The organism is Sphingomonas swuensis (genome assembly GCF_039538045.1).
GTDB lineage: Bacteria > Pseudomonadota > Alphaproteobacteria > Sphingomonadales > Sphingomonadaceae > Sphingomicrobium > Sphingomicrobium swuense.
In genome coordinates this window covers 2471180-2497781 of record NZ_BAABBQ010000001.1, presented here as the reverse complement: position 1 = coordinate 2497781, position 26602 = coordinate 2471180, and the positions used below count along the sequence as shown (strand labels likewise).

At 68.7% G+C, this 26602-nt stretch carries 25 protein-coding genes and 2 tRNA genes; 15 read left to right on the top strand and 12 right to left on the bottom strand.

Annotated elements, in window-relative coordinates:
* Window positions 1-8: 8 nt before the first annotated feature.
* From ABD727_RS12500 to ABD727_RS12470, 7 genes are all read right to left on the bottom strand, one after another.
* The gene (locus tag ABD727_RS12500; RefSeq protein ID WP_344707714.1) at window positions 9-443 is read right to left on the bottom strand and encodes a hypothetical protein; all 435 of its coding nucleotides are present in this window, start codon (window positions 441-443) and stop codon (window positions 9-11) included.
* 69 nt (window positions 444-512) lie between these two features.
* Window positions 513-857, bottom strand: coding sequence for a hypothetical protein (locus ABD727_RS12495; protein WP_344707713.1), 345 nt, complete (start codon window positions 855-857; stop codon window positions 513-515).
* Window positions 858-928: 71 nt separating this feature from the next.
* Window positions 929-1477: a response regulator transcription factor gene (locus ABD727_RS12490; RefSeq protein WP_344707712.1), complete on the bottom strand. Its 549-nt coding sequence runs from the start codon at window positions 1475-1477 to the stop codon at window positions 929-931.
* 350 nt (window positions 1478-1827) lie between these two features.
* Window positions 1828-1913 (bottom strand) — tRNA-Tyr (locus tag ABD727_RS12485).
* A gap of 55 nt (window positions 1914-1968) precedes the next feature.
* Entirely contained in the window at window positions 1969-3306 is a 1338-nt protein-coding gene (locus ABD727_RS12480; RefSeq protein ID WP_344707711.1) for a hypothetical protein, read from the bottom strand.
* Window positions 3307-3388: 82 nt separating this feature from the next.
* A complete protein-coding gene (locus tag ABD727_RS12475) occupies window positions 3389-4081 on the bottom strand; it encodes a pirin family protein (protein WP_344707710.1) in 693 nt (230 codons plus the stop codon).
* A gap of 38 nt (window positions 4082-4119) precedes the next feature.
* On the bottom strand, window positions 4120-4644 hold the full coding sequence (locus tag ABD727_RS12470) for a gamma carbonic anhydrase family protein (RefSeq protein ID WP_344707709.1): 525 nt from the start codon (window positions 4642-4644) through the stop codon (window positions 4120-4122).
* A 77-nt stretch (window positions 4645-4721) separates the two neighbouring features.
* On the opposite strand from ABD727_RS12470, the gene ABD727_RS12465 reads away from it, so the two are divergent.
* The 7 genes from ABD727_RS12465 (at window position 4722) to ABD727_RS12435 (ending at window position 15857) form a co-directional block, all read left to right on the top strand.
* Window positions 4722-7055: a PAS domain-containing sensor histidine kinase gene (locus ABD727_RS12465; protein ID WP_344707708.1), complete on the top strand. Its 2334-nt coding sequence runs from the start codon at window positions 4722-4724 to the stop codon at window positions 7053-7055.
* Window positions 7048-7398: a response regulator gene (locus ABD727_RS12460; RefSeq protein WP_344707707.1), complete on the top strand. Its 351-nt coding sequence runs from the start codon at window positions 7048-7050 to the stop codon at window positions 7396-7398. Before ABD727_RS12465 ends, ABD727_RS12460 begins: the two co-directional genes overlap by 8 nt.
* Before the next feature lie 33 nt (window positions 7399-7431).
* Entirely contained in the window at window positions 7432-7785 is a 354-nt protein-coding gene (locus ABD727_RS12455) for a thiol-disulfide oxidoreductase DCC family protein (protein ID WP_344707706.1), read from the top strand.
* Complete coding sequence (locus tag ABD727_RS12450) at window positions 7782-9122, top strand: ABC1 kinase family protein (protein ID WP_344707705.1); 1341 nt, start codon at window positions 7782-7784, stop codon at window positions 9120-9122. Before ABD727_RS12455 ends, ABD727_RS12450 begins: the two co-directional genes overlap by 4 nt.
* 215 nt (window positions 9123-9337) lie before the next feature.
* Entirely contained in the window at window positions 9338-11446 is a 2109-nt protein-coding gene (locus ABD727_RS12445; protein ID WP_344707704.1) for an autotransporter assembly complex protein TamA, read from the top strand.
* A complete protein-coding gene (locus ABD727_RS12440) occupies window positions 11446-15690 on the top strand; it encodes a translocation/assembly module TamB domain-containing protein (RefSeq protein WP_344707703.1) in 4245 nt (1414 codons plus the stop codon). Before ABD727_RS12445 ends, ABD727_RS12440 begins: the two co-directional genes overlap by 1 nt.
* A complete protein-coding gene (locus ABD727_RS12435) occupies window positions 15690-15857 on the top strand; it encodes a hypothetical protein (RefSeq protein ID WP_344707702.1) in 168 nt (55 codons plus the stop codon). Before ABD727_RS12440 ends, ABD727_RS12435 begins: the two co-directional genes overlap by 1 nt.
* Before the next feature lie 25 nt (window positions 15858-15882).
* Here the strand turns inward: ABD727_RS12435 and ABD727_RS12430 are convergent.
* Window positions 15883-15969, bottom strand: a tRNA-Leu gene (locus ABD727_RS12430).
* 124 nt (window positions 15970-16093) lie between these two features.
* Here ABD727_RS12430 and ABD727_RS12425 point away from each other — a divergent pair.
* The 3 genes from ABD727_RS12425 (at window position 16094) to ABD727_RS12415 (ending at window position 18372) form a co-directional block, all read left to right on the top strand.
* Window positions 16094-17047, top strand: a complete 954-nt coding sequence (locus ABD727_RS12425) for a complex I NDUFA9 subunit family protein (RefSeq protein ID WP_344707701.1) — start codon at window positions 16094-16096, stop codon at window positions 17045-17047.
* A 4-nt stretch (window positions 17048-17051) separates the two neighbouring features.
* Complete coding sequence (locus tag ABD727_RS12420) at window positions 17052-17852, top strand: undecaprenyl-diphosphate phosphatase (RefSeq protein ID WP_344707700.1); 801 nt, start codon at window positions 17052-17054, stop codon at window positions 17850-17852.
* A gap of 73 nt (window positions 17853-17925) precedes the next feature.
* The gene (locus tag ABD727_RS12415; protein ID WP_344707699.1) at window positions 17926-18372 is read left to right on the top strand and encodes a hypothetical protein; all 447 of its coding nucleotides are present in this window, start codon (window positions 17926-17928) and stop codon (window positions 18370-18372) included.
* An 84-nt stretch (window positions 18373-18456) separates the two neighbouring features.
* Here ABD727_RS12415 and rplQ read toward each other — a convergent pair whose 3' ends face one another.
* The 4 genes from rplQ to rpsM all read right to left on the bottom strand — a co-directional run bounded on the left by rplQ (window position 18457) and on the right by rpsM (window position 20986).
* On the bottom strand, window positions 18457-18882 hold the full coding sequence (gene rplQ / locus ABD727_RS12410; RefSeq protein ID WP_344707698.1) for a 50S ribosomal protein L17: 426 nt from the start codon (window positions 18880-18882) through the stop codon (window positions 18457-18459).
* A gap of 113 nt (window positions 18883-18995) precedes the next feature.
* On the bottom strand, window positions 18996-20078 hold the full coding sequence (locus ABD727_RS12405) for a DNA-directed RNA polymerase subunit alpha (protein ID WP_344707697.1): 1083 nt from the start codon (window positions 20076-20078) through the stop codon (window positions 18996-18998).
* A 76-nt stretch (window positions 20079-20154) separates the two neighbouring features.
* Window positions 20155-20544 carry a 30S ribosomal protein S11 gene (gene rpsK, locus ABD727_RS12400; RefSeq protein ID WP_029941296.1) on the bottom strand — a complete coding sequence of 130 codons (390 nt, stop codon included), beginning with the start codon at window positions 20542-20544 and terminating at the stop codon, window positions 20155-20157.
* A gap of 73 nt (window positions 20545-20617) precedes the next feature.
* Window positions 20618-20986 carry a 30S ribosomal protein S13 gene (gene rpsM / locus ABD727_RS12395; RefSeq protein ID WP_344707696.1) on the bottom strand — a complete coding sequence of 123 codons (369 nt, stop codon included), beginning with the start codon at window positions 20984-20986 and terminating at the stop codon, window positions 20618-20620.
* Window positions 20987-21224: 238 nt separating this feature from the next.
* Here rpsM and ABD727_RS12390 point away from each other — a divergent pair, with 238 nt between their 5' ends.
* From ABD727_RS12390 to ABD727_RS12370, 5 genes are read left to right on the top strand one after another with little or no spacing between them, the layout of a single operon-like run.
* Window positions 21225-22145, top strand: a complete 921-nt coding sequence (locus ABD727_RS12390) for a bifunctional riboflavin kinase/FAD synthetase (RefSeq protein WP_344707695.1) — start codon at window positions 21225-21227, stop codon at window positions 22143-22145.
* A gap of 26 nt (window positions 22146-22171) precedes the next feature.
* Window positions 22172-25090, top strand: a complete 2919-nt coding sequence (ileS, locus tag ABD727_RS12385; protein WP_344707694.1) for an isoleucine--tRNA ligase — start codon at window positions 22172-22174, stop codon at window positions 25088-25090.
* The gene (gene lspA, locus ABD727_RS12380) at window positions 25087-25587 is read left to right on the top strand and encodes a signal peptidase II (protein WP_344707693.1); all 501 of its coding nucleotides are present in this window, start codon (window positions 25087-25089) and stop codon (window positions 25585-25587) included. Before ileS ends, lspA begins: the two co-directional genes overlap by 4 nt.
* Window positions 25580-25993 carry a DUF3035 domain-containing protein gene (locus ABD727_RS12375; protein ID WP_344707692.1) on the top strand — a complete coding sequence of 138 codons (414 nt, stop codon included), beginning with the start codon at window positions 25580-25582 and terminating at the stop codon, window positions 25991-25993. The genes lspA and ABD727_RS12375 overlap by 8 nt, the downstream gene beginning before the upstream one ends.
* A gap of 30 nt (window positions 25994-26023) precedes the next feature.
* Window positions 26024-26575: a winged helix-turn-helix domain-containing protein gene (locus ABD727_RS12370; RefSeq protein ID WP_344707690.1), complete on the top strand. Its 552-nt coding sequence runs from the start codon at window positions 26024-26026 to the stop codon at window positions 26573-26575.
* The last annotated feature ends 27 nt before the right edge of the window (window positions 26576-26602 follow it).

Genomic DNA, 26602 nt, shown 5'->3' with positions numbered 1-26602 from the left:
CTAGGTGGTCAGGCGGGATCCAGCAACCGGGCGCGCCAGCCTTCAACCAGCTGGGTCCGAAGCGTGCCGACCGCGATCAGCAGGATGATCGGGTAGGACCAGAAGGCGAGCGCGGCTCCGAACACGAAGCGCATGAGGTCGGGACTGACCAGCTTGAGCAGGTGGACGCTGGTCGCGGTCAGCTGCAGCCCCGCGACCCACATCGGCCAGAAGCGCTCCGACCTCAGCGCGAGCGCGACGAAGGCGCCGAGGACGCAAAGGTCGACCAGGAAGGCGAGGAGGTCGAAGCTCTGGAAACGCGTGGCCATGCTCTGGGCGACGAGCATGGTCGCCAGATTGCCAGCGACGCAGATGAGGCCGGCAGCGCGCTCGTCGAAGCGGCCGCGCCACCAGGTCAGCGCCACCACGGCCAGCAGGAGGAGGTTGAAGAGCCCAATGCGCATGTGCGCCCTATGGCACGACGTCGCCGGTGATCCACCGACGACGCCAGCCCTGAGTTGAAGTCGGCGGCTTCAAGAGACCGCGCGGAGGGGTGACAGGGCACCCGGTGGAGGACATTCGACCGAATCGCCGAAGGAGACGGTGCGCAGACCCGGGACCTTCTGCCGCGCCTCGACCAGCGCCGCGTGGCAATTGGCCATGCCGCCGCGGGCGGATACCAGCCCCTGCAGCGAGCAGGCGACCTGCTCGAGCGCCTGGTGACCGGTGGCGATGCCGACGCCGGTGACCGACCGGGCACGGATCATGCGATTCTGGAGCTCGGCCAGTTCGATGAGTGCCGCTTCGATGCTGTCCTCGACGGCGCGAACCTGATGCGCCACGTCCGCCGCCGTCTGTTCGAGAATGTGCCTACGCATGACCTCTCCCTGCCGGAAGCCCCCGCTTCCGGACTCTGTTGGCTTGCAGCAGGAGCGGCTGGCGGAAGGCCTCAGGGATGGACCAGGCGGGCCAGGCTCTCCAGCCCCGCGAGGAACATCCCGGCCGAGAAGCTGGCGCCGATCGCAATTCCGACGATCGCTGCCAGTCTCTTTCCCGCAGGCCACCCGTTGCTGGGTTGCTGTGGTGTCGACCAAGGAAACAGGGAGGGACCGGAACGGACCGTCCTTTGCTCGGTTTCAAGGCGCTCCGCCCCGACCCCCCCTGTGCGATCAGCGTGCCGAATCTGATAACTGACCGCCCCGTCGTTTTGCGGAGCAGCGGACGGCCGGTCGATGTCCGGCGATTGATATATCAATTGCTGATATGTCTCGCTCGACGAAGGACTTACGCCTGCCTCGTCAGCGCCTGGGAAGCGGTTACGGTCGTAGACGTCGACCAGCCGCGCCGCTTCACTGCGCCGAGTGACGCCGAGCCTGCGGATCGCACCGCGAACGCGCTGGTCGACGGTATGACTGGAGATGGCGAGCCGGGTCGCAATCTCCTTCGAGCTGAGATGCCGATTGACGAGGCGCAAGACTTCAAGCTGGCCGCGGCTCAATTCCGAGCAGCGCTCCCATCCGGCGATTGGCGCCGTGCCTGAAGAACCAGGCCCCCCAGCCGGTTCAACTCTGTCCGCCGACCCCCGCTCTTTCGAAACAAAAGGGGTCATGCGCTTTTGTTTAGCAGATAATCCTCAACGAAGTCAGTAGGTCATCTACCCGACACGCATAGTAGCGACTGATCAGATTTGGCTTTTTTCCGCCATTCTTCGGGAAGTGAGTTGGCGACGGCTGGCCCAGCGCCGAACCGTGCCGCGACATTGATCCGAATCAGTTTCGAGATCGCAACCGAATCTGTGGATTATTTCGATTTCGCGATAGACGGGCCGGCCTTGGGCGGGAGCCATGATGGTGGAGAGGGCTGGATTCGAACCAGCGTACGCTTGCGCGGGCAGATTTACAGTCTGCTGCCTTTAACCACTCGGCCACCTCTCCACGAGGTGCGAGGCGCGCCAATGCCGATGCACCGCCGCCCTGTCAACGCTTGTCCCTATCGGCGGACCGCCTCGTCGAGCCGCTTGGCGCCGAGACCCGCAAGCCGCGCTTCACCCGGCTGCAGGACGAGAGGGGCGAGGCGGTCCGAGCCAGGCTTCTGGTGTCCGACGAGGAACGCCGACCCGGTCCGTCCGGTGCCGCCACCCCAGCGATAGCTGACGTTGAAGGCGATGATCGGCACGAACAGGCGCCGGCCCTGCGCCTCGTATTCGCGGATCGAGGCGCGGTTGATGCGGATCTCGTGGGTGAGTTCGGTTGCGGCGCCGCGCGGAAGCTCGGCAAGGCCGCTGTCAGTGCTTGCCGCGCGCTCGAAATAAGCGGCGAGCTCGGCGGCCTGGTTGTCGCCGGCATTGAGCGGAAGCGCCTCGACGATGACGTCGCGCGCCGCGGCCGTCCCGCCGTTTGCGAGCACGATGGCGATGCGGATGATCACCTGGGTCTCGTCGAGCAGGATCTCGCTGACCGCGAGGTCGAGATCGATCCATGGCCGAAGCCGGGTGCTGACGATCCCACCGGCCGGTAGCGGCGCGGCTTGCGGCGCGGGCGTCGGTGAGGGCTGAGCCTCGGGCGGAGGAGGCGGAGCCGTGCGAAGCCTGCTGGTGACCATGCCGGTCGGAAGCGGCGGAGCCGGGGCAGGGGCAGGAGCCGGGGCTGGGGTTGGTGCCGGTGCTGGCGGGACCGGGGTGGGCGAACGTTCGCGGGGAAGGCCGACCGGCGCGAGCACCAGGCCGTCGTCGGCATCCTCGAGGTCCCGCTCGCGCCCGCGCCGGCGGAGCCAGAGGGCAAGCGCGATGCCCGCCGCGACTGCGGCGAGGGCCCATGGCCACCAGGCGGCGCCGCTCTCGGGTACCGAGGCCGGGACGTCGTCGGCGGGAGGCGGCGCGACATCGCCGACGGGCAGGCTCGGGGTGGCGAGATCGCTGACGGGCGCCGGGGTCGGGGCCGCGACCGGCTCGGGCAGGCCGACGGTGACCTGCTGCTGCGGCGGGGCGACCACGGGGGTAGGCTCGGTCCGGGCCGCCGGCGGAAGCGCCACCGACTCCGAGCGCCGCGTGGGCGCAGCATCCGTCGTGGCCGGTGCCGGGCGCGGAGCCGGCGCCGGGGTCCGCGTTGACGGCGGAGCCGTGGTCGCCGGTGCCGGAGTCTCGGTCGCGGGCTGAGTGTCAGGCCTGCGGGTGCCGGGGAGCGAGAAATCGCGCAACTGCTCGGGGCCGACCGTTCCTTCGCGGGGCGGCGGCGCCGGAGTGACGACATTGGCCTGCGTATTCTGCGCGGCCGCCGGCAGGGCCGGGGCAAGCAGCAGGAGGCAGGCAAGGAAAATGGTCCGCGGCACGGGTCTGCAGGTCATCGGCGCTTTGATGGATAGGGAAGCGCCTATTGAACCAGCAAGCCCGCATCGGCAAGCGGCGGCGCGCTCAGCGAGCGTCCACCAGCACCAGTTCGGCGTCGGCATCGCCCTCGATCGTCAGCCGGGCTTCGCCGGTGACGGCGATCCCGTCGCGGGCACCGGCGGCCACGCCGTTGACCCGGACCGGGGCCGAGGCGACCAGATAGAGATGCCGGGCCGGATCCGCTTCGAGCGTCAGGGTGGAGCCGCCGCGAAGAGTGGCCCCCATGATCCGCGCATCGGCATTGATATCGAGGGCGCCGTCGTCGCGATCGCCGCTCGCGAGAAGCTGGAAGCTGCCGTCTCGCGCGTCCTTCGGGAAGGGCATCGCGCCCCAGCTCGGGCGAGAACCCGGCCGGTCGGTCTCGATCCAGATCTGGAACAGGGTCGTCTGCTCGTCCTCGAGATTATATTCGGCATGGGTGACGCCGGTCCCGGCGCTCATCACCTGCACGTCGCCGGCAGCGGTCCGGCCCTTGTTGCCCATGCTGTCCTGGTGGGTGATCGCGCCGGTCCGGACATAGGTAATGATCTCCATGTCGCGATGGGGATGAGGCGGAAAGCCCGACTTCCCCGCGATCCTGTCGTCGTTCCAGACTCGGATGCTGCCCCAGCCCATGCGGGCGGGATCATGGTAGTTGGCAAAGGAGAAATGATGGCGGGCGTCGAGCCAGCCATGGTCGGCGTGGCCGAGAGTGGCGAAGGGGCGGATGTCGATCATGGAGGCAAGGTGGGCCCGAGCGGAGGCGCCGCCAAGTGTCAGGACTGTAACCGCAGTCGGTCGGCGTAGAGCGCCGCCTTCTGCGCGTAATGGAGCGCGCCCGCTTCGAGCATCTGCAGTTCCTCCTCGGTAAGCCTGCGGACGACCCGCGCCGGAGCTCCGACCAGCAGCTGCCCGCCCTCATAGGTCTTGCCTTCGGGTACGAGGGCGCCCGCGCCGACGATGCAGCGCTCGCCGATGAAGGCGCCATTAAGTACCCGGGCACCCATTCCGACGAGCGCGCCGTCGCCGATCGTGCAGCCGTGGAGGATCGCCTGGTGGCCGACCGTCACCCGCCGGCCGATGACGAGCGGCGCGTGGGGATCGCTGTGACAGACGGCGCCGTCCTGGATGTTGCTGTCCTCGCCGACGAGGATCGGCGTGTTGTCGGCGCGGATCACCGCGCCGAACCAGACGCTTGCCCGGGCTTCGAGCCGGACGTCGCCGATGAGGTCGGCGGACGGGGCGACCCACGCCCCCGGCGCTATCGTCGGGCCGACGCCATCAAGGGAGTAGGATGCCATGGCGCAAGGCTAGGCCAATGGCGCCTCGCAGGCAAAGACGTCTTTGCGGCGCTCGAACAAGTCGCTAGCGGGTTGCGATGCCTGTGTTTCTCGACGGCGGTGGCGAATGTGGCGCCCTCATCAAATCACGCGACTGGTCTGACAGCCTCGGACCGGTCGAATTGTGGTCGCGGAGCCTGAAGGCGGCCACGGGACTTCTTCTCCGTTCTCCTGTTCCAATGGTGATGCTTTGGGGCGAGGAGGGCATCATGCTCTACAACGACGCCTATTCGGTGTTCGCGGGCGGCCGTCATCCACAGCTTCTTGGATCGCGGGTGCGCGAGGGCTGGCCCGAGGTCGCGGACTTCAACGACCATGTGATGAAGGTCGGGCTGGCCGGCGGCACCCTGTCGTTCAAGGACCAGGAGCTGGTCCTGCATCGACACGGCGAGCCCGAGACGGTGGCGATGAACCTCGATTATTCGCCGGTGCTCGGCGACGACGGCAAGCCGGCCGGCGTGCTCGCCATCGTGAACGACACCACCGATCGGGTTGCGGCCGAGCGCGCGATGCAGGCCCGCGCCGATCGGCTCGGCCTGTTCGATCGCCTGTCGCAGGAGATCGGCGACATCGGTGCGCCCGACGAGATCATGGCGGTCACCGCGCGGCTGATCGGCGAGCATATGCACGCCTCGGTGGTCGCTTATGCCGACATGGAGGTCGACCAGGACGCCTTCACCATCCGCGGCGACTGGTCGGCCAAGGGCGCCCAGAGCATCGTCGGCAACTACCGGCTCGATGCCTTTGGCGAGACTGCGGCACGGGCGATGCGCGCGGGCCGCGCACTCGTCCTGCGCGACGTCATCGGTGAATTGGGCGAGGTCGAAGGCGCCAAGTTCCTGTCGATCGGCATCCAGGCGACGATCTGCATGCCCTATGTCCGCGCCGGCAAGCTCGCCGCGATGATGGCGGTGCACCAGAACGTGCCGCGCGACTGGACCGCCGACGAGCTGTCGCTGGTCGCCGAGGCGACCGAGCGCAGCTGGGCGCACATCGTCCGGGTTCGCTCGGAAGCGATCCTGCGCGAAAGCGAGGACCGCTTCCGCAACATCGCCGACCAGACACCGGTGATGCTGTGGGTCACCGACGAGACCGGCTACTGCACCTACCTCAACCGGACCTGGTACGAGTTCACCGGGCAGGAGCAGCATGAAGGCGAGGGCTTCGGCTGGCTGAACGCGGTCCACGAGGAGGATCGGCCGGGCGCCGAGCGTTCCTTCCTCGCCGCCAACGAAGCCCATGTCCGCTACGAGACCGATTTTCGCGTGCGCCGTGCCGATGGCAAGCTGCGCTGGTGCATCGACGCCGCCGCTCCGCGCTTCGACGGATCGGGCAAGTTCCTGGGGTTTGTCGGATCGGTGATCGACGTCGACGAGCGCCGCGAGAATGTCGAGCGTGTCCGCCGGAGCGAGGAGCAGCTTCGCGCCGTGATCGACCAGATGCCGGTCGGGGTCGCGATTGCGCGTGCGCCCGGGGGGGAAATCTTCCTCTACAATCAGGCGCTTGAGGAGATGCTCGGCCATCCGCTGATCTCGGACGGGGCCGAGACCTACAGCCGCTATGGCGGCATCGACGAAGACGGACGCGCAATGCCTGCCGAGCGCTACCCTCTTTATCGCGCGGTCGCCTCCGGCGAGACGGTGATTAACGAGGAGATGCGCTACCGTCGGCCGAGCGGAGCGGTGGTTCACCTGCTCGCCCAGGCCGCACCGGTGCTCGACGACGAAGGTCGTGCGGAGATCGCGATCGTCGCGCTTCAGGACATTACCGCCCGCAAGCGGGCCGAGACCCACCAGCGGCTGCTGATCAACGAACTCAGCCACCGCGCCAAGAACCTGCTGGCGATCATCCAGAGCATCGCCCAGCAGAGCTTCAAGGGCGACCATGCCTCTGCGGACTCGCTGGCGCGGTTCGAAGGGCGGCTCGGCGCGTTGTCGGCGGCGCACGGGATCCTGACCCAGGAGCGATGGGAGAAGGTGCCGCTCCGCCGGCTGATCTGCGACACGTTCACGACCGTGCGGAGCGAGGATGAGCGGCTGACGCTCGATGGCGGCGATATCCTCGTTTCGCCGAAGGTCTCGGTGAGCATCGCCATGGCGATCCACGAGCTTGCGACCAACGCACTCAAATATGGCAGCCTCAGCAACGAGACGGGCAAGGTCGAGGTGCGCTGGAAGAACGAGGACGGCCGCCTCCGGCTGAGCTGGAAGGAACGGGGCGGACCGGTCGTCCACGAGCCCGAGCGGCGCGGCTTCGGCAGCCGGATGATCGAGCGCGGCCTGTCTGCCGAGCTTGGCGGAAGCGTGGTCATCCACTTCGAACCCGACGGCGTGCTGTGCGAGGTCAATGCGCCGATGCCGGTCGATGACTGAGCGCCGCCGGATCCTGCTCGTCGAGGACGAGCCGATGATCGCCTTCGCGCTGGAGGACATCGTGTCCGACCTCGGATACGAGGTGGTCGGCCCCGCGCACCGCCTCGCCGACGCGCTCGTGCTGGCAGCCAACCAAGAGCTCGATGGCGCGATCCTCGACGTCAACCTCAACGAGGTGTCGAGCTTCCCGGTCGCCGACCTGCTCAAGGAACGAGGAATCCCCTTCATGTTCGCGACCGGCTATGCCGAGGGCGGGGTCGACTGGACCGGCGAGGTCGTGGTCATCGCCAAGCCCTATGGGCGGGATCAGCTGGCCCAGGCGCTCGCCTCGCTGTTCGCCTAAGGTCCGGGTTCTTCCCCCGGCGCGGATTCCTATATGCGGGCCATGCTGACCGTTTGGTACGATGGCTCCTGTCCACTCTGCGTACGTGAGATCGCCCTGATGCGGCGGCTCGACCGGGCCGGGCGGATCCGTTTCACTGACGTCGCCAAGGATGGGCCCGCCGACTGCCCGATCGACCGAAGCGCGCTGCTGGCCCGCTTCCACGCCCGCGAGGGTGACCGGCTGCTGAGCGGGGCCGAGGCCTTCGCCGCGATGTGGCGGGCCATTCCGCTGCTCCGCCCGCTCGGGCTGCTCGCCCGCAATCGGCAGGTGCTTGCGCTACTCGAGCGCGCCTACGTCCGTTTCCTCGTCGTCCGTCCGAGGCTCCAGCGGCTGCTCGCCTCGTGAGCGAGGAGGAAGGCGGCGGCCGCTCGGTGCCGCGCTCGCGGATGGCCCGCGCCGGCCAGTTCGGAAGGCTGGCGGGCGGCCTTGCGGGCGGGATGCTGGCCGAGGGGGCGCGAAGGCTGGGGCAGGGCGAGCGGCCGAAGGTGCGCGACCTGCTGCTGACGCCGGGCAACCTCAACCGGGTCGCCGACCGGCTGGCGCATCTGCGCGGCGCGGCGATGAAGCTCGGGCAGATGATCTCGCTCGATGCCGGCGACTTCCTACCGACCGAGCTGACCGACATCCTCGCCCGGCTGCGAAGCAATGCCTACCACATGCCGCCACCGCAGCTGCAGAAGGTACTCGCGGCCGAATGGGGCGCCGACTGGCGGCGCCGCTTTGGCCGCTTCCAGGCCCATCCGATCGCCGCCGCGTCGATTGGCCAGGTCCACCGAGCCGAGACGCTCGACGGGCGGGTGCTCGCGATCAAGGTGCAATATCCGGGCGTCGCGGAGAGCATCGACTCCGATGTCGACAATGTCGCGACGCTACTTCGCGTGTCGGGCCTGATCCCCGCCGAGCTCGACCTCTCGCCGCTGCTGGCCGAGGCCAAGGCGCAGCTTGCGCGCGAATCCGACTATCGTCGCGAAAGCCGCGAGATGCACCGCTTCGGCGAGCTGCTCGCGGGCGACCCGGACTTCGTCGTGCCCGCCCTCGACGAGGAGTTCAGCACCTCGCGGGTGCTGGCGATGACGTTCCTCGAGAGCCGTCCGATCGAGAGCCTCGACGAGGCGCCGCAGGAGCGCCGCAACCAGGTCATGGAGAGGCTGGTCGGACTGGTGCTGCGCGAACTGTTCGAGTTCGGCGTGATGCAGACCGATCCCAATTTCGCCAATTACCGGATCATGGACGACGGGCGGCTGGCGCTGCTCGACTTCGGCGCGGCGCAGCCGGTCGCCGGGGTGGTGCAGCAGGGCTATGCGCGCCTGCTCCGCTCGGCGCTTGAGGGTGATACGGCGGCGATCAAGCAAGGCGCGGTCGCGGCCGGCTTCCTCGGCGCGGTCGCGGCCGAGCGGCATCCGCAGGCGCTCGACCGGATGGTGGCCATCGTCCTTGCCGAGCTGCACCGCCCCGGCGCCTTCGACTTCGGCGACCGCGCCTTCCTCCAGGTGCTTCGCGAGGAGGGCATGACCATCGCCGCCGACAAGGCGAGCTGGCACCTGCCGCCGGCCGAGCTGCTGTTCGTCCAGCGCAAGATCAGCGGCACCGCACTGCTCGCCGCGCGGATGAAGGCGCAGGTCGACGTGCGGGTGTTGCTCCGCCGCTACCTTCCGGCCGAACCGGTCGGGTCGAAATGGTGACATTGGAGCAACAAGTGGAACAAGAAGCGGCGAGGATCGTGGCGGCGCTGCAACCTTTGCCGCGCTGATCAGTCGCGTTAGGGTCGACACGACAGCCCGGTGCCTGCTCGGCATCGTCCATGCCCGTTGCCGAGAGCGCCCTTTTGCCCAATCGATCACTGCAGCGCCTGACACGATCGCTCCTGACCGGGTCCGCGATGCTGCTCTTTGGTGCCATGGCGAGCGAGGCCGCGGCGCAGATCGCGCCCCCGGCGCCCGAGCGCCCAGTCTGCCCGCCCGAGACGTCGACCGCCGCGCCGGCCCCGCCGGCGGGCGCGAACCTGCCCGAGATCGAGCCCATCGTCTGCCAGGGCGAGGTCGAGCAGGAAGCGCCCCCGCTCGGTCCCGACGATCCGTCGCTTGCCCAGCCGCTCGAGAGCGTCGCCGAGTTCGAGCAGAAGCTGCGTGCGCAGGAAGCCGCCGACGTGGCGCCGAGCGCCGATCCGGAGATCGCCGCGCCGCTTCCGCCGCTGGCGACCTTCGACGTGCGCGAGGTGGAACTTGCCCAGCCCGAGCCGAGCACCGCCGCGGCCGAGCTTCGCTACGCGGTTCGGGTCGATGGCCTCGAGCAGGCCGACGCCGCGACCGAGACCAGCCTCAGGGGCGAGTTCGACGAGCTGTCGGCGCTGGAGGATGGCAAGGGCAAGGCGGCCAACGAGGCGCAACTGTCGGCGCGGCTGACCGAGGACAGCCGGCTCGTCCAGCGCATCCTCCAGGCCGAGGGCTGGTACGATGCCGCGGTCCAGACGCGGATCGACCCGGCAGTCACCGAAGGCACGGTGCGGCCCGCGACGGCGGTCCTGCTGGTGGCCCCGGGTGAGCGCTACAGGATCGGCAGCATCGCGCTCCAGGCCGGCCCCACCGTTCCCGCCGACCTCGTCACCAGCAACCTTCCGCTCAAGCTCGGCGAGCCGATCGTCGCCGAGCGGATCCAGGGCGCCGAAGCCAATGTCGCCGTGGTCCTTCCGCAGCAGGGCTACCCCTTTGCCACTGTCGGCCAGCGCGACGTGCTGCTCGATCCCGACACCAAGCTCGGCGACTATACGCTTCCAATCACCGTCGGCCCGAGAGCCCGCTTCGGCGGTTTCCGCACGGTCGGCGACCTTGCCTTCGACGTGCGCCATGTCGAGGTGCTCGCCCGGTTCAAGCGCGGCGAGCTGTACGACAGCCGCGACGTGGACGACCTCCGCCAGGCACTGGTCGCTACCGGGCTGTTCGCCACCGTCGCGGTCGAGGCCGAGCGGACCAACCAGGCCAACGCCGACGGCACCGAAAACGTCGTCATGCTGGTCACCCAGGATGCTGGCCCGCCGCGCACGCTCGCCGCGAGCGCAGGCTATGGCACCGGGCAGGGGCTTCGGGTCGAGGCCAGCTGGACCCACCGAAATCTGTTCCCGCCTGAGGGCGCGCTGATCGCCTCCGCCGTTGCGGGAACAAAGGAACTGGGCGCCTCGGCGATCTTCCGCCGCTCGAACGCGGGCAAGCGCGACCGCACGCTTCAGGCCGGGATCGAGGCGCTTCGCAGCAATTATGACGCGTTCAATGCGCTGACCGGGCGGTTGTTCGCCCGGCTGAGCTACGACAGCACGCCGATCTGGCGGAAGACGATCACCTGGGGCATTGGCGCGGAGATCCTCGGCACGGTCGAGGAAGATTATGACTTCGCCCGCGCCGGACGGTTCAAGCGCAAGTTCCTCATCGGCGGGCTCAGCGGTCAGCTCGGCTTCGATCGCACCGACAGCCTGCTCGATCCGACCCGCGGTTTCCGCGCCCAGATCCTGGTTCAGCCCGAGGGCGCGCTCCGCGACGGCTTCCGCCCCTATCTGCGAAGCCAGCTCGACGGCAGCGCCTACTATCCGTTCGGCGACAGCCTGGTGGTGGCGGCGCGCGGACGGCTCGGCACGACGCTCGGGATCGATCGCTTCAACCTGGCCCCGTCGCGCCGCTTCTACGCCGGTGGCGGCGGGTCGGTCCGCGGGTTCGGCTTCCAGCAGCTCGGCCCCAAGGACCCCGACAACCGACCGCTCGGCGGACTGAGCCTGGTCGAGGCCGCGGGCGAGGTTCGCTACCGCTTCGGCGACTTCGGGGCGGTCGGCTTCGTCGATGTCGGGCAGGTCTATGACAAGCGCGTTCCCGACTTCTCGGGGCTTCGCGCCGGGATCGGCGTCGGCGGGCGCTACTACACCAGCTTCGGACCGCTGCGGCTCGATGTCGCCACGCCGCTCGGCCGCAAGAAGGGCGAGAGCCGCTTCAACGTCTATATCTCCATCGGCCAGGCCTTCTGATGAGCGAGGCCGTCGCCGCCCCAGGTGCCGTTCCGCCCGTGGGCGAGGAGCGGATCATCGTCCGCCACCGCGTCAACTGGCCGTTGCGGATCGCCAAGATCCTGCTCGGGCTGGTGGTCGCGGCCGCGCTGCTGGTCCTGGCGGTGGCGGTCGGGATCAACACCGACGGCGGGCGTCGCTTCATCGCCGAACGGATCGCCGGGCTCGAGTTTGCCAACGGGATGAAGATCGGGATCGGCCGGATCGAAGGGTCGGTCACGGGCGACCTGACGATCCGCCAGTTCACCCTGTCGGATCCCAAGGGCGTTTTCTTCGCTGCACCGGTCGTGCGGCTCGACTGGCGGCCGTTCGACTATCTCAACAACCATGTCGACATCCGCAGCCTGACCGCGCCGACCGCGACCCTCTCGCGGCTGCCCGAGTTCACCGCCACTCCGCCCAGCGACGGCCCGATCCTGCCGGACCTCGACATCAGCATCGGGCGGCTCCGGATCGACCGCCTGATCCTCGAGCCTGCGGTCACGGGCGAGCGGCGGATCGGCTATGTCGACGGCAAGGCGCGGATCGCCGACCGCCGCGCGCTGGTCAACCTCGAGGCTGCGGCACTGGGGGTCGAAGGTCGCGCCGGGGGCGATCGGCTGCTGCTCAAGCTCGACGCGGTGCCCGACGACAACCGGCTCGCGCTCGCCGCCTTCGTCAGTGCACCGGCCAACGGGGTGATCTCGCGCCTGACCGGGATCGCCAGGCCTGCGCGCCTGCAGTTGCAGGGCGCCGGCGACTGGAAGCAGTGGAATGGCCAGCTCGCGGTCGATCTCGACAATGCCGCCTTGGCCCGCCTCGGGCTGAGCGCGCGCGACGGCACCTTCGCCGTGCGCGGTCCGACCCGAATCGCGCGACTGGCCGAGGGCTCGACGGCGGCGCTGCTCGGCCCGATCACCACCATCGCGGTCCAGTCGACCTGGGCCAATCGCCGCGCCGACCTCTCGGCCCGCGCCTCGAGCGATGCCTTCACGATGGTCGCAAACGGCGTCGCCGACCTCGGCCGCGATCGGTTCGAGAAGATGCGGGTGAATTTCGCGCTTTTGAAGCCGGGCGCGCTTGCGCCGAACCTCGCGGGCCGCGACCTGCGCGTCGTCGCCGGCCTGTCGGGTGCGATCCGCCGCCCGACCGTCGACTATCGCGTGACCGCCTCGACGCTCGCCTTTAACGACATGGGACTGCAGGGCCTCGACGCGCGCGGCGTGGCACGGTTCGACCGGACCCAGCTAATCGTTCCGATCGCCGCGACCGCGCGGGCTATCACCGGGCTCGACGTCGCCGCCGGAGGGTCTCTCCGCAACGTCCGCCTCGACGGCGACCTCGCGGTCGACTGGCCGCGGATCGTGTCGGACAACATCCGCATCCGCTCGGACCGGATCGACGCCAAGGCGATCGTCCTCGCCGACGTCGCCCGAGGCCTCTACACCGGGGCGATCGAGGGTCGGATCAACGACTATCGGATCGACAGCCTCGGTATCTTCAACATCACCACCAACGCCGACGTGAAGACGCTAGGCAATGGCGGCTTTGGCCTCGTCGGGCGGATCCGGGCACAGTCGACGCGGCTGTTCAACGACGGGCTTCGAAGCTTCCTCGGCGGCAACCTCGTCGCATCGAGCGATGTCGCCTACGGGGCGGACGGGATCATCCGCTTCTCGCGGCTGCGGCTGAACGCGCCCGAGCTCCGGGTCACCGACGGCCGGGGCAGCTATGCGCCGAGCGGCCAGATCGCGCTCACCGCGAGCGGAGTCTCGCGGCAATATGGCCCGGTCGGGGTGCAGGTCGCCGGCACCGTCTCGAGCCCGCGCGCGATCGTCACCGCCGCCCGGCCCGGATTCGGATTGGGGATCGCCGGACTCCGGGCGGAGATCCGGAGCGCCGGCAACGCCTATCTCGTCATCGCCCGCGGGCGCAGCGACTATGGCGACTTCACCGCCGACGTCGCGGTCCAGACCGCCGCGGGTCCGCTGACCATCGACATCCGCCGCGCGACGCTGGCCGGGATCACCGTCGACGGACGGGTTCGGCAGACCGGCGCCGGGCCCTACGCCGGGCAGCTCAACGCGCGCGGGCAGGGGATCTACGGCCTCGTCCGACTCGCCGCGGCGGGCCGCTACCAGCAGGCGATCGTCAACCTTCGTGCCCGCGACGCGGTCCTGCCCGAGCCGGCCGGGATCGCCGTCGGCGCCGCGATCGTCGATGCCCGGATCATCCTCTACGACCAGCCCGAGATCGTCGCCGACGCGCAGCTCGCCCGGGCACGCTTCGGCTCCACCGAGCTGTCGGCGTTCCGGACCATCGTCAATTACCAGGGTGGGCGCGGATTCGCGCGCGGGCTGGCCGAGGGCAACAGCGGAGTGCCCTTCCGCCTCGCCTTCAACAGCCAGCTCGAGCCGCGGCTATGGCGCGCGGCGCTGCGCGGACGAGTCAACGGGATCGACGTTCGGACCGACAGCCCGGCCCGCATTGTCCCCGGCAGCGGCAGCTACGAGCTTCTCCCGACCCGGCTCCTGCTCGAGCGCGGAAGCATGCGGTTGTCGGGCACTTACGGCCGCGGGCTGCGCCTGCAGAGCCGGATCGACGGGGTCGACATGAGCCTCGTCAATCTGTTCGCCCCAGGGCTGGGGGTCGGCGGCCGGGCGACCGGAAGCGTCGACTTCGCCCAGGTCGGTTCAGCCTTCCCGACGGTGGACGCGAGCCTCGCGATCCGCAACTTCACCCGGACCACCGCCGCCGCGGTCAGCCGGCCGCTCGACGTCAACCTCATCGCCCGACTGGCACCCGGAACGGGAACCCTCAACGCCGTGATGCGCACGCGCGGCACCGTGGTCGGGCGGGTCCAGGCCGCGATCGTCCCGGTCGGTGGCGGCAGCTGGACCGAGCGGATCGCGGGCGCTCCGCTGCGCGGCGGGATCCGCTACTCGGGACCGGCCGACGCACTCTTCTCGCTCGCCGGACTGACCGACCAGAGCCTCAGCGGTCCGCTCGGCGTCGCGGCCGACTTCGGCGGGCGAGTCGAGCAGCCCTCGCTCCAGGGCATCGTCCGCGGCCGCAACCTGACCTATGCCAACGCGACCTACGGGACCCGCCTCACCAATCTCGCGGTGCAGGGCCGCTTCACCGGCGAGCGGCTGCAGATCGACCAGCTGACCGCCAATGCGGGAAGCGGCACGGTGACCGGCAGCGGCTATGTCAGCCTTGCCGCCGCAAGCGGCTATCCCGCCAACTTCGACCTCGCGCTCAACAATGCCCGACTTGCCGACAGCGACGCGCTGAGGGTCAGCGCCACCGGCAATGTCCGCCTGGTCAAGGCCGCCAACGAGGCGCCGCTGCTGACCGGGACGGTGCGACTGCCCGCGACCCGCTACCAGGTCGTCCGCCAGGGCGGCGCTCAGGTCCCCGAGCTGACCGGGGTCCGCTTCAAGCCGCCGAGGGGCCGGCCGAGGGTCACCGGCGATGCCGCTCCAGCGTCAGCCGCCGCAAGCTTCGGCGACGTGCGCCTCGACCTCACCATCCGTGCGCCCGACGAGCTCTACGTCTCGGGGATGGGGCTGGAGAGCGAATGGAGCGCCGAGCTCAGGGTCACCGGGACCAGCCAGAACCCGCGCGTCGCCGGCAACGTCGAACTGGTCCGCGGCACGCTCGGCTTCGCCGGCCGCTCCTTCACCCTGCAGGAAGGGCGGATCCGCTTCGCCGGCGGGGCGACCACTGACGCCACCATCGCGCTGAGCGCGCTCGAGACGATCGAGGACGTCGACGTGACGGTCAACGTCAGCGGCTCGGCGCTCGACCCCAAGGTGACCTTCTCGAGCTCGCCCGGCCTGCCGCAGGACGAGATCGTCAGCCGGATCCTATTCGGCAACAGCGTCGGCCAGCTGTCGGCGATCCAGGCGGTCCAGCTCGCCGCCTCGCTCAACACGTTGCGGAGCAGCGGCGGCGGCCTCAACCCGCTCGGCAAGCTGCGACAGATCGCCGGGGTCGACCGGCTTCGGATCCTCGGGCCCGACGACACCACCGGCCGCGGCACCGCGCTCGCGGCGGGCAAGTATATCGGGGACGACATCTACCTCGAGGTGGTGACCGACGCCCGCGGCTTCACCGCGACGCAGCTTGAGGTGACGCTGAGCCGGAGCCTGTCGATCCTCAGCCAGGCGGGGGGATCGAACAGCACCAACGTCAACGTGCGCTACCGGAAGACCTACTGATGCGGATGGTCGCAATCGGGGCGGTGCTGGTGGCGCTCGCCGGGTGCGGCGACCGGCGGACCTTCGATGAGCGCTACGACGACACCAGCAAGCAGCTGGAGGAGAAGGCGCGCCAGCTCGACCAGAATCTGTCCCAGAATGTCGACGAAGCGCCCAAGAAGCGCTGATTTGCTCGCTCCCGAACGTGCGGGATGGTGCCCAGGAGAGGACTCGAACCTCCACGACCTTGCGATCGCCAGCACCTGAAGCTGGTGCGTCTACCAATTCCGCCACCTGGGCACAGGAGCATAAGAGCGAGAGGTTTCTCGCTGGTAGGCGGCGGGCACTAGAGGGGGAGGGCGAGGGCTGTCAACAGCCGTTCGCCCGCCTTGTGAGCGAAAGCACACGCGGCTAGGGCGATGGCATGACCGGCACTCATTGGCACCAGCGCATCGTCACCGTCTTCGGCGGCGGCGGCTTCATCGGCCGCTATGTCTGCGAAGCCCTGTTCAAGACCGGGGTCCGGGTGCGTGTCGCCCAGCGGACCCCGCGCGACGCCTTCTTCCTGCAGCCGCTGGCGGCGGTCGGGCAGCTCGACCTCGTGCGCGCGGACTTCACCCGTCCCGACACGCTCGGGGCGGCGGTGGAGGGTGCCTGGGGGGTGATCAACCTCGTCGGAGCCTTCAGCGGCAAGCTCGACGCGATCCACGGCAGCGCGCCGGGCCGCATTGCCGAACTCGCCGCCGCGACCGGGGCCGAGAGCCTGGTCCATGTCTCGGCGATCGGGGTCAGCGAGGACAGCCCGTCGACCTACGCCCGAACCAAGGCGGCGGGCGAGGCGGCGGTGCGCAAGGCCTATCCGCGCGCGAGCATCGTTCGCCCGAGCGTCGTCTTCGGTCCCGAGGATGATTTCACCAACCGTTTCGCCGGAATGGCGCGAATGCCGTTCCTGCCGGTGCTCGGCGGCGGGACCCGCTTCCAGCCGATCTTCGCCCGCGACCTTGGCCAGGCGATCGCCAGGGCCGCGCTCGAGCCGGAGCGCTTTGGCGGCGAGACCTACGAGCTGGGCGGTCCCGACGTCTTCACCATGGCCGAACTCAACGCAGTCATCGCCGAGGCCGCCGGGCAGAGCCCCGAGATCCTGCCCCTGCCGAACTTCGTCGGCGACGCGATGAGCCGGCTTGGCTTCCTTCCCGGGGCGCCGATCACCCGCGACCAGTGGCTGATGCTGCAGAAGGACAATGTGGCGAGCGGGCCGGGTCTCGAGGCATTCGGGATCACCCCGACCCCGCTTCCCGCCGTCGCGCCCGAGTGGCTCGGCCGCTTCCACAAGGGTGGGCGCTTCGCCAGCCGCCGCGCCCAGGCGAGCGTCGGCTGAACTGATGCCGATCCTGCTGCTGGTCGTCATCCTCGGCATCGTCGAGGGACTGACCGAATATCTGCCCGTCTCGTCCACCGGCCACCTGATCCTCGCCACCGAGTTGCTCGGCTTCCGCGCGTCGGACTGGGAAGCGTTTAACGTCGCCATCCAGCCGGGCGCGATCCTGGCGATCGTGGTGCTCTACTGGCGGACCTTCTGGGACGTCTTCACCGGCCTGTTCCGCAAGGACGCCGGAGCCTGGCGGTTCGTCCGCAACCTCGTCGTCGCCTGCGTCCCCGCGGTCGTCCTCGCGCTGCTGATCGGCGACTATATCGAGGCGCTGCTCGGCAATGCGGTGGTGGTCGCCTGGGCATTGGTCATCGGCGGGGTCGCGATCCTGATCATCGAGCGGCTCGTCCGGCCGCGCGAATGTGGCGGGGTCCAGAACCTTACCCTGCGCCAGTCGGCGACGGTCGGGCTGATCCAGTGCCTGGCGATGGTGCCCGGTGTCAGCCGCTCGGGCGCGACCATCCTCGGCGCGATGAGCATCGGGGTCGACCGCAAGACCGCGGCCGAGTTCAGCTTCTTCCTCGCCATGCCGACGCTGTCGGGCGCGACCGCCTATTACCTGCTCAAGCACCACGACCGGGTGCCCGCGGAAATGTACGGCAACATCCTGATCGGAAGCCTCGTCAGCTTCGTGGTCGCGCTGGTCGTGGTGAAGCTGTTCGTCGGGTTCGTCACCCGCTTCGGCTTCGCGCCCTTCGCCTGGTACCGGATCATTGCCGGTGGCGCCGCGCTCGTTTGGCTCACTCTGCGCTGAACCCTCGTTCAGGCTAGGCCAAGGCAGGCGTGCTAAGGCTCTGCGCAAATTGGCTGATTCGAGGAGCAGAAAGATGCAACGCCTGATCATCGCGGCGCTGGCCGCGGCGGCTGCCGTTCCCGCTGCGGCGCAGCCCTACCCGCAGCCCTATCCCCCGGCGCCCCCGCCGGCCGCGTCGCTTCCGCCCGAAATTGCGGACGGACGCACGATCGACCAGCTCGGCAACATGGTCGGTGCGCTGACCCGGGCCTTGCTCGAGCTTCCGGTCGGCGAGGTCGAGGCGGCGATCGAGAACCGCCCGGTGACGTCGGCCGACCGGCGCAAGACCGTCCGTTCGGTCACCGGCACCGACGAGCGCGAGCTCGGCGAGCAGATCGAGGAGAGCAAGGTCGCGGTGAAGCAGGGCGGGGCCGCCGTGGCGCGTTCGCTGCCGGTCATCCGCGACGCCCTCAACCGCGCCGGTGACGAGATCGCCCGGGCGACCGCCAATGTTCCCCAGCCGGGCTATCCGCGCCGCTGAGGAGCTTTCACCGGCTTCGAACAAGAGAAAAGGGCCGCTCCGGATTGTCCGGGGCGGCCCTTTGCTTTGTCGGTGGCTGGTGCCTCAGGCGGCCAGCTGATCGTCCTCGTCGTCGGCCATGATCGGCCCCGAGTCCTGGCCCTTGGCCGAGACGTCGCGGTCGACGAACTCGATGATCGCCATCGGCGCGGCGTCGGACTGGCGGATGCCGGCCTTGATCACGCGGCAATAGCCGCCGTTGCGGCCGGCGTAACGCTCGGCCAGCACGTCGAACAGCTTCACCAGCATCGCGTCGTCGAGAAGACGGGCGTGCGCCAGACGGCGGTTCGAGAGGCCGCCCTTTTTGGCGAGGGTGATGAGCTTCTCGGTGTAGGGACGAAGCTCCTTCGCCTTGGCGAGGGTGGTGGTGATCTGCTCGTGCTTGATCAGCGCCGCCGCCATGTTCCGGAACAGGGCCGCGCGGTGGGCCGAGGTGCGCTGCAGCTTACGGCCGCCAACACGATGTCGCATAGTATCTTCCTTCTTCGTTCGTCGGAGCCCCGTTCAAGGTAGGCCCCGCCCGGCGGTGATTGAGGGCACCGCCCTGACCCTTGCGAGCCCGGCCGAGGCCGGGCTCCGGAGGCTTAGCCGAGCATTTCCTGCTCGAGCTTCTTGGCCATCTCTTCGATGTTCTCCGGCGGCCAGCCGGGGATGTCCATGCCGAGGCGCAAGCCCATCGAGGCAAGGACTTCCTTGATCTCGTTGAGGCTCTTGCGGCCGAAGTTCGGCGTGCGGAGCATCTCGGCCTCGGTCTTCTGGACGAGGTCGCCGATGTAGATGATGTTGTCGTTCTTCAGGCAGTTGGCCGAACGGACCGACAGCTCGAGCTCGTCGACCTTCTTGAGAAGGTAGCGGTTGAGCTGGTTGGTGTCGGTGGTCTCGGGCACCGCCCCGCCGCCGATCGGAGCCGCCGGGGCAGCCTGGCCGATCATCGGCGAGGCCGAGCGGTAGCTCGAGTCGTCGAAGCCGACGAACAGCGCCAGCTGGTCCTGGAGGATGCGCGCGGCATAGCCGATCGCCTCTTCCGGGGCGATGGTGCCGTCGGTCTCGACCGTCAGCGTCAGCTTGTCATAGTCCAGTTCCTGGCCGACGCGGGTGTTCTCCACCTTGTAGGCGACCTGGCGGACAGGGCTGTAGAGCGCGTCGACCGGGATGAGGCCGATCGGCGCGTCGAGCGGACGGTTGTTCGCGGCGGCGACATAGCCCTTCCCGATGTCGGCGGTCAGCTCCATGTTGAGCGTCGCGCCCTGGTCGAGGTGGCAGATGACGAGGTCGGGGTTGGTGATCTCGATGTCGCCCGAGGTCTGGATCTGACCGGCGGTGACTTCGCCCGGACCGGTCGCGGTCAGGTGCAGGCGCTTGGGGCCTTCGCCTTCGAACTTGAGGGCGATCTGCTTGACGTTGAGGACGATGTCGGTGACGTCCTCGCGAACTCCGGCGAGGCTCGAGAACTCGTGCAGCACGCCCTCGATCTTGATCGAGGTGATGGCGGCACCCTGCAGGCTCGACAGCAGCACTCGGCGAAGCGAGTTGCCGAGGGTCATTCCGAAGCCGCGCTCAAGCGGCTCGGCAACGAAGACGGCCTTGCGACGGGCGTCGCCGGCGGCCTTGCGCTCGAGCGCGTTGGGCTTCTTCAGTTCCTGCCAGTTCTTTGCGTTGACGGCCATGTTGCTTCCTTGGCAGCGGAGGCCGCGTCCGGCCTCCAGAGGGGTATTCGGGTCGGGTCGGGCGAGCAGCGCCGCGTCAGACGCGGCGGCGCTTGCTCGGACGGACGCCGTTGTGCGGGATCGGGGTCACGTCGCGGATCGAGGTGATCTGGAAGCCGACGGCCTGAAGGGCGCGAAGCGCGCTCTCGCGGCCCGAACCCGGGCCCTTGACCTCGACCTCGAGGGTGCGGACGCCGTGATCGGCAGCCTTGCGGCCCGCGTCCTCGGCCGCGACCTGCGCGGCGTACGGGGTCGACTTGCGGCTGCCCTTGAAGCCCATCATGCCGGCGCTCGACCAGGCAATCGCATTGCCCTGCGCGTCGGTGATGGTGATCATGGTGTTGTTGAAGCTCGCGTTGACGTGAGCCACGCCCGCCGAGATGTTCTTGCGCTCGCGGCGCCGAAGGCGCTGGGGTTCGCGTGCCATATCCTACTATCCTTATCCATTCGTCCCGAGCGCGAGGCTCGAAGGACGTGAAGCTGAAGCGAGAAAAAGAAGCTTACTTCTTCTTGCCCGCGATCGGCTTGGCCTTGCCCTTGCGGGTGCGCGCATTGGTGTGCGTGCGCTGGCCGCGGACCGGAAGGCCCTTGCGGTGGCGCAGGCCACGGTAGCAGGCGAGGTCCATCAGCCGCTTGATGTTCATCGCGGTCTCGCGGCGGAGGTCACCCTCGACCGTGTGATCGGCGTCGATGGCTTCGCGGATCTGGAGGACTTCCTGGTCCGACAGGTCCTGAACCCGGCGCTCGTTCGCGATGTTCAGCTTGGTGGTGATTTCCTTGGCCTTGGTGCGCCCAATGCCGTGGATGTAGGTCAGCGCGATTTCGACGCGCTTGTTGGTGGGGATGTTGACCCCGGCGATACGTGCCATGAAGGTGCGTTCTTCCTTGTGTTAGCTCCACGGACCGGCGCCATGCCGACCCATCTCGTCGCTTGCACCCCGCATTCCGGGCCCTTGTCTGGCATCAGGAAAGTCTAACGCCAAAACGGCGGACGCAAGGGAGCGCCGCCGGGAACGGAGGAACGGGATGCGGCGCAGATATGATGCGGCCCTTCCCGAGTCAACCGGCTTTGCGTGATCGCGGCTCCTCGCCTAAGGGCCGGAGAACATGCAGCGACTTTCCCTGAGCAACGGCATTCCGGACGCATTCCGGAACTCGGTCGTGGCCCTCGGCAACTTCGACGGTTTCCATCTCGGCCACCAGGCGGTGGTCGGGCGTGCCGTCGCCCGCGCCGCGCACGAGGGTCGGCCCGCGGTGGTCGCGACCTTCGACCCGCACCCGGTGACCTTCTTCAAGCCCGACGCCGCCCCCTTCCGCCTGACCAGCCTCGACCAGCGCGAGGCACTGTTCGCGGGCGCAGGCGCCGATGCCATGCTGCTATTCGACTTCGACGCCGCGCTTGCCGCGACGAGTGCGGCCGAATTCGTGGCGATGCTCCAAGCTGTGGTCGGAGCGGCGGCGGTGGTGACGGGGGAGGACTTCGTGTTCGGCGCCCGGCGGAGCGGCGATGCGGACTTCCTTCGAGCGGAAGGAGAGCGCCTCGGCCTTGCCGCCGAGACGGTCAGCCCCGTCGCGCTCGGCGAGGAGCCGGTCAGCTCGAGCCGGATCCGCCAGGCGCTGGCCGCGGGCGATCCCGGCACCGCGACCCGGCTCCTCACCCGCGCCTTTGCCATCCGCGGCCCTGTCCAGCATGGCGACAAGCGCGGCCGCGAGCTCGGCTATCCGACCGCGAACATGGTGCTCGGCGACTATCAACGGCCCGCCTACGGCATCTATGCCGTGCGGGTCCGGCTGGCGGACGGAAGCGAGCATCCCGGGATCGCCAACGTCGGCGTGCGCCCGACCTTCGAGCCGCCGGTCGAATTGCTCGAGACCTTCCTGCTCGACTGGTCCGGCGACCTCTACGGGCAGGAGATCGAGGTCGCGCTGCACCACTTCCTCCGCCCCGAGCGGCGGTTCGAGAGCATGGACGCGCTGAGCCAGCAGATGCGGTCCGACGAGGCCGAGGCGCGGCGGTTGCTGCTCTAGGCCTCGCCCGCTAGAGCCGCCGCCAAATGTCGGACGAACAAACCCCCGCGAAGCGCGCCAATCCTGAAGCAAAGGATTATCGCGACACCGTCTTCCTGCCCAAGACCGCCTTCCCGATGAAGGCCGGACTTCCGCAGAAGGAGCCGGCGATCCTCGCCCGCTGGCAGGAACAGGACCTCTACGGCGAGCTGCGCCGTCAGCGCGAAGGCCGGGAGAAGTTCATCTTCCACGATGGCCCGCCCTACGCAAACGGCGACATCCACATCGGCCACGTCCTCAACAAGACGCTGAAGGACCTCGCGGTCCGCACCCAGTCGCTGCTGGGCAAGGACGCGCCCTTCGTTCCCGGCTGGGACTGCCACGGCCTGCCGATCGAGTGGAAGGTCGAGGAGCAGTATCGCAAGAAGAAGCGCAACAAGGACGAGGTCCCTCCGGCCGAATTCCGCGCCGAGTGCCGCGCCTATGCCCAGCATTGGGTCGACGTGCAGAGTGGCCAGTTTCGGCGCCTCGGCATCCTCGCCGACTGGAAGAAGCCCTATCTGACGATGAGCTTCGAGGCCGAGGCGACCATCGTCTCCGAGCTGACGAAGTTCGCCGAGTCCGGCCAGCTCTACCGCGGCGCCAAGCCGGTGATGTGGAGCCCGGTCGAGAAGACCGCGCTCGCCGAAGCCGAGATCGAATATGAGGACGTCACCTCGACCCAGATCGACGTCGCGTTCGAGATCGTCGAGAGCCCGATCCCCGAGCTGGTCGGCGCGCATGCGGTGGTTTGGACGACGACTCCGTGGACGATCCCGGTCAACCAGGCGATCGCGTTCGGGGAAGGCATCGACTATGAAGTGATCGAGTGGGGCTTCCCCGTCCGCCGATATCTCGTCGCTTCCGAGCTCAAGAATGCCTTGATCAAGCGGCTCAGCGAGACGCTCGACAAGGACGACGACGCACCAACGATCGACCTTCCGCCCGAATGGCACGAGGGCTTCCTCGCAGACCTCGACAAGTTCGAGGCCGAGAATCCTGCACCGCCACCAACGACCTGGAAGGGCGCGCAGCTCGCCGGCAGCATCGCCCGGCACCCGATGCACCACCTTGGCGGTTTCTTCGCCAAGCCGCGCCCGCTGATCGCGGCGCCGCATGTCACGACAGACGCCGGCACGGGCCTCGTCCACATGGCGCCCGACCATGGCGAGGAAGATTTCGAGGCGTGCAAGGCGGTCGGGATCGACCCCGTCTTCGCGGTCGAGGGCGATGGCAAATATCGCGAGGACTGGCTGTGGCTGGGCGGGCAGGGCTCGGTCATCAACACCAAGTTCAACGGCCCCGATGGCCCGATCTGCACCGACCTGCGCGAGTCCGGCGCGCTCCTGAGCGCGGGCGACTTCAAGCACAGCTACCCGCATTCGTGGCGCTCCAAGGCCCGCGTCATCTATCGCTGCACCCCGCAATGGTTCGTCGGCATGGACCAGCCGATCGAGGGCGGCACGACGCTCCGCCAGCGCGCCTTGTCCGAGATCGACCGAGTCCGCTTCGTTCCCGACAAGGGCCGCAACCGGATCGGCTCGATGGTCGAGGGCCGCCCCGACTGGGTGCTCAGCCGCCAGCGCGCCTGGGGCGTTCCGATCACGCTGTTCGTCGATCGCAAGACCGGCAAATATCTGGTCGACCCCGAGGTCAATGCCCGCATTGTCGCCGCCGTGCGCGACAAGGGCGTCGATGCGTGGACCGAAGAAGGCGCTGTCCAGCACTTCCTCGGCGCTGGCCGCGACCCCGACGATTACGAGCAGGTCACCGACATCCTCGACGTCTGGTTCGACAGCGGCTGCACCCATGTCTTCACGCTGGAGAGCGGCCACTGGCCCGAGCAGCGCTGGCCCGCCGACCTCTATCTCGAGGGCTCGGACCAGCATCGCGGCTGGTTCCAGTCGAGCTTGCTTGAGAGCTGCGGGACCCGCGGCCGGGCGCCCTACGACACGGTGCTGACCCACGGCTTCACCATGGATTCGAAGGGCATGAAGATGTCCAAGAGCCTGGGGAACACGGTCAACCCGCTCGACCTCATGAAGGAGACCGGGGCCGACATCCTGCGGCTGTGGGTGGCGAGCGTCGACTTCACCGAGGACCATCGCATCGGCAAGGAGATCCTCGCCGGCGTCTCCGACAGCTACCGCAAGATCCGCAATACCTTCCGCTACCTGCTCGGGGCGCTCGAGGGGTTCGAGAATTCCGAGCGGGTGACCGACGTCTCGGCCATGCCCGAGCTCGAGCGCTACATGCTCGCGCTGCTCAGCAAGCTCGACGCGGACCTGCGCGAGGCGGTCGCGAATTACGACTTCAACGGCTATGCGCGGGCGCTCGGCGACTTCTGCAACAACGATCTCAGCGCCTTCTACTTCGATATCCGCAAGGACTGCCTCTACTGCGACGCGGCCACGGACCCGAAGCGGATGGCCTATCGCAGCGTGCTCGACACCCTGTTCCATGCGCTGGTCCGCTGGTTCGCGCCGGTCCTCGTCTTCACGACCGAGGAAGTTTGGGCGAGCCGCTACCCCGACGCGGCGTCGGTGCACCTCAGCGAGTGGCCCGAACTGCCCGACGCGGCGGACGAACGGATGCTCGAGATCTGGGCGGGCTACCGCGCACTTCGCGAGCAGGTGACCGCGCAGATCGAGCCGATGCGGCGCGAGAAGGTGATCGGCTCGAGCCTCGAGGCCAAGGTCGCGATCGGGCTGCCCGACACGGCCGACCGGCCGATGCTGACCTCGGACGAACTGGCCGAGCTGTTCATCGTCTCGGACGTGGTGCTCGACACGGGCACGGTGGTCGAGGGCCCGGCGGTGATCGCGCACCGGACCGACCATCACAAGTGCGGGCGCTGCTGGCGGCACCTGCCCGAAGTTAAGGAAGACGGGGACCTGTGCGCCCGCTGCGAGGAGGTGGTCGCGTGAGGGGCAAGAACGGGTTCATCGTCGCCGGGCTGCTGTTCCTCGCCGACCAGCTCAGCAAGTGGCTGGTGGCCGGTCCGCTCGGGCTGACCGAGCTTGGCCAGAACATCCATGTCCTGCCCTTCTTCGACCTGACGCGGGTGCACAACCACGGCATTTCGCTCGGCCTGCTGACCGCCGAGAGCGACAGCACCCGCTGGCTGCTGGTGGCGATGACCGCGGCGATCGCCGGGGTGGTCGGCTTCTGGCTGACCCGCGAGGAGCAGGCGGGCGACCGGATCGCGCTCGGCATGGTGCTGGGCGGCGCGCTCGGCAATATCGTCGACCGCGTGCGGCTCGGCTATGTATTCGACTTCGCCGACCTTCACATCGGCGATTTCCGTCCATTTCTGGTCTTCAATGTTGCCGATGCCGCGATTAGCATCGGCGTCGTGATCCTGATATTGCGCGCACTATTGGTCCGCGATGCCGGACCCAAGGAGAAGCTCGACGATGCGTAAGTCCCTTACCCTGCTGACCGCGATGGCCGCGCTGGCGACCTCCGGCTGCGCCCTGTTCGGCGGCGGTGGCGGCGGCACCAAGCTCGACGAGTTCCGCGTCGCCCGCAACGCGCCGCTGGTGATCCCGCCCGACTACAGCCTGACCCCGCCGCGGGCCGGCACCGCCTCGCTGACCGCCGAGGGCGCGCAGAGCCAGGCCGTGCAGGCGCTGTTCGGCGGCCCCGCGCCGCGCCCGGCGAGCGAGACCGGACTGCTCGAGAAGGCGGGCGCCGATCGCGCTGCGCTCGGTGCCCGCTCGGTCGCCGGAAGCCCGGACACGGCGGTAATCGACAAGGGCGCGCTGACCCAGACGATCCTCGCGACGCCGGCCGGCGACACGCAGATCGCGTCCATCCAGACTCCGTAAGCCGATCAGCAGAGCGGGAGGGCAGACCACATGGCAGACGACACGATTTCCGCCCGGCTGGTCGAGGTGGAGACCCTGCTCGAGCGTTCGCGCAAGCGGTTCGAGGAAGGGCAGAAGATGGCGGAGGAGGCGCATGCCCTCGTCTCCGAGCTCCAGCAGCAGTTGATCGGCGCGCCGGTCAGCCTGCCGCGCGACGACCAGGACGACGTCGCCTCCAAGCTGCTCGCCAGCCTGAAGGCGCAGGGTTCCGAGCTTCCGCCGACCCTGTGCGGCGGGCGGATGGCGGTGGACCAGGTCCAGCGGCTGATCCGCATCGACGGCCACCCGATCGCGATCACCGAGATGGAATATCGCGTGCTCGAGCTGCTCGCCTTTGCGCGCAACAATGTCGTCACCCGGACGATGCTGCTCAAGCATCTCTATCGCCGTGCCGACGACCAGCCGCAGCCCAAGATCATCGACGTGTTCATCTCCAAGCTGCGCAAGAAGCTGCGGTTGGCGAGCGGCGGGGCCGAGTTCATCGAGACCATCCCGCAACGGGGCTGGATCCTGCGCGACCTGGAAGCGACCGCGGCGGCCTAAACCATTTCTCAACCATGCGGCTTTACT